This window comes from Beijerinckia sp. L45 (assembly GCF_009765775.1).
Taxonomy (GTDB): Bacteria; Pseudomonadota; Alphaproteobacteria; order Rhizobiales; family Beijerinckiaceae; genus RH-AL1.
Window position 1 is genome coordinate 53,783 of sequence record NZ_LMUU01000165.1, and the last position, 3,850, is coordinate 57,632.

The following is a 3,850-nucleotide window of genomic DNA, read 5'->3' on the forward strand; positions in this document are numbered from 1 at the left end:
TTTCGTCCCGCCAGCTGCTGCGCCACGATCTGCTCCACGACGTGAAGGCGGTCCTGACCCGCTGCGACGTCGCGCGCGGCAGTCTCAAGCTGGAACTCACCGAGAGCCTGGTGATGGAGAACCCGGAATATGCGGCGCAGATTCTGACCCGCATCCGCGAACTCGGCGCCGGCCTGTCGCTCGGCCACTTCGGCACAGGCTACTCGTCGCTGAGCTACCTCCAGCGTTTTCCCTTCGACACGATCAAGATCGACCGCTCCTTCGTCCACCAGAGTGGGCCGAAGGGATCGAAGCCCGTCATACTGCGCTCGATGGTGGCGCTGGCCCACGATCTCGGCATGGAAGTGGTTGCAGAGGGGGCGGAAACCGAGTCCGACGCGATCGAGCTCTATCAGCTCGGCTGCGAATACGCGCAGGGTTACGCCTTCGGCCATCCGATCAGCGCACTGGATGCTCGCAAGCTCGTCGGCGCCGCAACCATCGCCGCCTGATCGCCTTCGAGGCTCAGGCCGCCATCTCGGCGTATACACAGCAATGATCGGGATCGTTAGCCGCTGAGGCTGGAAAAACTCTGGCAGGAGAGGAGGGACTCGAACCCACAGCCTTCGGTTTTGGAGACCGACGCTCTAACCAAATTGAGCTACACTCCTAAGAGAGCCGTTGTTTAGCCGCATCGGGGGGCAGCAATCAAGGGCCTCGTGACATCGCGATGATGTTTCGCGACGTTTTCGACAAAGCCTACAGCGGCTCGACGACCACCGCGGTTCCGTAAGCCAGGACTTCGGTGATGCCGTCCATGATCTCGTTGGCGTCGTAGCGCATGCCGATCACGGCGTTGGCGCCCTGCTGGCCCGCGTGTTCGCAGAGATGGTCGAAAGCCTCCTGCCGTGCCGTCTCGGCGAGATGCACGTAGACGCTAAGCTTGCCGCCAAAAATCGACTGGATGTTGCCGACGAAATTGCCGACGACGCTGCGCGATCGCACGGTGATCCCGCGTACCACGCCGATGTGGCGGATGATCCGATGGCCCGGAATGTCGTTCGTCGTCGTCACCAACATAGCTTTTTCCTCCTCAGATCGCACCCAAACCTGTTGCGTTGCCTCATCCGCCGCCATCTGCTTAAAGATGGGCCGACGATCGCGACAGCCCCGCATGCCTAAGCATCGAGCGCCGATTGCCGTTTTCTCAAAGTGCCGAGATCTGGTGTGGCCTATACGGTCAAGGAACTGTTTTACACGCTGCAAGGCGAAGGGGCCCACGCCGGTCGTGCCGCGGTGTTCTGCCGGTTCACGGGGTGTAACCTGTGGTCCGGTCGTGAGGACGATCGTGCCACGGCGACATGCACCTTCTGCGACACCGACTTTATCGGCACGGACGGCGATGGCGGCGGGCGCTTTTCGACCGCCGAAGATCTGGCGGCGGCGATCGCAGCGACGTGGCGCGGCCAGGATGGCGACCGTTACGTCGTCTTTACAGGCGGTGAGCCCCTGCTGCAGCTCGATGAGGCGCTCCTCGATGCCACCCATGCTCACGCCTTCACCTGCGCGATCGAGACCAACGGAACCAAGCCGGCGCCCGACGGCGTCGATTGGATCTGCGTCAGTCCGAAGGCCGGCGCCGCGATGCATTTGACGGCCGGCAGCGAGCTGAAGCTGGTCTATCCGCAAGCCGATCTTCAGCCTGAGGCCATGGCCGGTCTCGCCTTCGATCACTTCTGGCTGCAGCCGATGGACGGCCCGCATAGGTTGGAGAACACGCAGGCCGCCGTCGCTTATTGTCTTGCGCATCCTCAGTGGCGATTAAGCATTCAGACCCATAAGGTTATCGGCATTCCCTGATGTTCGAGATCAGCAAACAATTCTGGTTCGAGGCGGCGCATACGCTCGAGCGCACGGTGGAAACGGATTCGAGCCGGCGCATTCACGGACACTCTTATCGCGCCGAAGTCGTGGTCCGCGGTGTGCCGGATCCGGCAACGGGCATGGTCATCGATCTCAGTCTGCTCGAACGGTCGCTGGGCACGGCGCGGGACGGGCTGGACCACCGTTTTCTCGACGACGTGCCCGATCTCGGACCGGCGACGATGGAAAACCTCGCAGCCTGGATCTGGAAAACCGTCGCGCCGGACTGCAGCGGTCTCGCTCGGGTCACGGTGTTCCGCGATTCGAGCAAGGACACCTGCAGCTATTTCGGGCCTCTCTAGCCTGCCGAATCAGAGGCCGATGGTCTAGAAGCCCAGACAGCTCGAGCGCATCCATGGCGACCGACTGATGCAGGAGGCATCATGCGCAACACTCGGTTCGCCGCCCTAGTCGCCTTGTCCGGCCTCATGGCCGCCCCTGCCGTCACGCAGGCAGAGACAGTGAGCATGAGCTCCATCGGTTGCGACGACTTCGATGCGACGATCATGGCCGCCCAAGCCCTCCAGGACAAAGTCAGCGGCAAGGATCACGATGCGATGGAGCGGATCCGGGCCTATCAGAACAAGGCGGGCCCCGACTCCTGCCGTCCCCTGGCCCAGGGCGACCAAGTCACGATCGTTCGTGAACGGGACGATATGGTCTGCGTCAGGGAGCAGAACGAGCGGATGAACGGCCCGAACGCCCCCGAGTGCTACTGGATGCGTCGCCGGCACATCAAGCTGCCGCAGTAGGATTTTGCGCTACGTAATGACGCTCGGTGCATCGCGTCCGGTCCGGGCGCGGATGCCGGCAAGGTCGTTGGCGATGGCGATCAGCGGCGCGAGCACCTTCTGCGTATCGGCGCCCTGAAGCGCATGATCGGGCTCGAAGCGCTCGATATAGACCCGCAAGGTCGCTCCCGCCGTCCCTGTCCCCGAGAGACGATAGACGATGCGCGAGCCGTCGGCGAAAATCACCCGGATGCCCTGTTTGGTGCTGACCGACCCGTCGACCGGATCGGTGTAGGCGAAATCGTCGGCGGCCTTCACCACCAGCCCGCCAAGCGTCCTGCCAGGCAGCGACGCGAGGCCCCCACGAAGATGCGCCATCAGTCCGTTCGCCGCGTCGGCGTCGACCTCCTCGTAGTCATGCCGGGAGTAATAGTTCTGGCCGTACAGACGCCAATGCTGTTGGACGATGTCGCGTACCGGCTGCTTGCGGACGGCCAGGATGTTGAGCCAGAGCAGCACCGCCCAGAGGCCGTCCTTTTCCCGCACATGGTCGGAGCCGGTGCCGGCGCTCTCCTCGCCGCATAGCGTCGCCATGCCGGCATCGAGCAGATTGCCGAAGAATTTCCAGCCGGTCGGCGTCTCGAAGCAGGGAATCCCGAGCTTTGCCGCGACGCGATCCGCTGCGGCGCTGGTCGGCATCGAGCGCGCGATGCCTTTGAGGCCAGCCTTGTAGCCGGGCGCGAGATGGGCGTTGGCAGCGAGCAAGGCAAGGCTGTCGGAGGGCGTGACGAACAGGTCGCGGCCGATGATAAGATTGCGGTCGCCGTCGCCGTCCGATGCCGCGCCGAGATCGGGCGCGTCGGGCCCCATCATCAAGTCGAACAGATCCTTGGAATGGACGAGATTGGGATCGGGATGGTGGCCGCCGAAGTCCGGCAGCGGAACCGCGTTGATCACGCTGCCGGCGGGCGCCCCGAGGTCGCGTTCGAGGATGGCCTTGGCGTATGGACCCGTGGCGGCGTGCATCGCATCGAAACGAAGCGTCATGCCACCCTTGATCGCCGCGCGAATGGCCTCAAAATTGAACAACGTGTGCATCAACGCCTGGTAGTCCGCGACGGGATCGATGACCTCGACGCTGGCGGTTCCCAGGACGGTCGTACCGATCGCATCGAGGTCGACATCGGGCGCATCGACGATCGAAAACCGTGTGATGG

The 3,850-nt window shown here is 63.5% G+C and carries 6 protein-coding genes and 1 tRNA gene; 4 read left to right on the top strand and 3 right to left on the bottom strand.

Annotated elements, in window-relative coordinates:
- Window positions 1–491: EAL domain-containing protein (locus GSQ79_RS17970; protein ID WP_158810047.1), on the top strand; the 491-nt coding region annotated here is incomplete at its 5' end.
- Window positions 492–572: 81 nt separating this feature from the next.
- Here GSQ79_RS17970 and GSQ79_RS17975 read toward each other — a convergent pair.
- Together GSQ79_RS17975 and GSQ79_RS17980 are read right to left on the bottom strand one after the other, a co-directional pair.
- Window positions 573–650, bottom strand: a tRNA-Trp gene (locus tag GSQ79_RS17975).
- 88 nt (window positions 651–738) lie between these two features.
- A complete protein-coding gene (locus tag GSQ79_RS17980; RefSeq protein ID WP_158810048.1) occupies window positions 739–1,059 on the bottom strand; it encodes a YbjQ family protein in 321 nt (106 codons plus the stop codon).
- A gap of 147 nt (window positions 1,060–1,206) precedes the next feature.
- Between GSQ79_RS17980 and queE the strand changes: the two genes are divergently transcribed.
- The 3 genes from queE (at window position 1,207) to GSQ79_RS17995 (ending at window position 2,654) form a co-directional block, all read left to right on the top strand.
- Window positions 1,207–1,839, top strand: coding sequence for a 7-carboxy-7-deazaguanine synthase (gene queE, locus GSQ79_RS17985; RefSeq protein ID WP_158810049.1), 633 nt, complete (start codon window positions 1,207–1,209; stop codon window positions 1,837–1,839).
- A complete protein-coding gene (locus GSQ79_RS17990) occupies window positions 1,839–2,204 on the top strand; it encodes a 6-carboxytetrahydropterin synthase (RefSeq protein WP_158810050.1) in 366 nt (121 codons plus the stop codon). Before queE ends, GSQ79_RS17990 begins: the two co-directional genes overlap by 1 nt.
- An 81-nt stretch (window positions 2,205–2,285) precedes the next feature.
- Window positions 2,286–2,654 carry a hypothetical protein gene (locus GSQ79_RS17995; protein WP_158810051.1) on the top strand — a complete coding sequence of 123 codons (369 nt, stop codon included), beginning with the start codon at window positions 2,286–2,288 and terminating at the stop codon, window positions 2,652–2,654.
- 9 nt (window positions 2,655–2,663) lie between these two features.
- Here GSQ79_RS17995 and GSQ79_RS18000 read toward each other — a convergent pair.
- On the bottom strand, window positions 2,664–3,850 hold a 1,187-nt coding region (locus GSQ79_RS18000; protein WP_158810052.1), incomplete at its 5' end, for an alpha-D-glucose phosphate-specific phosphoglucomutase.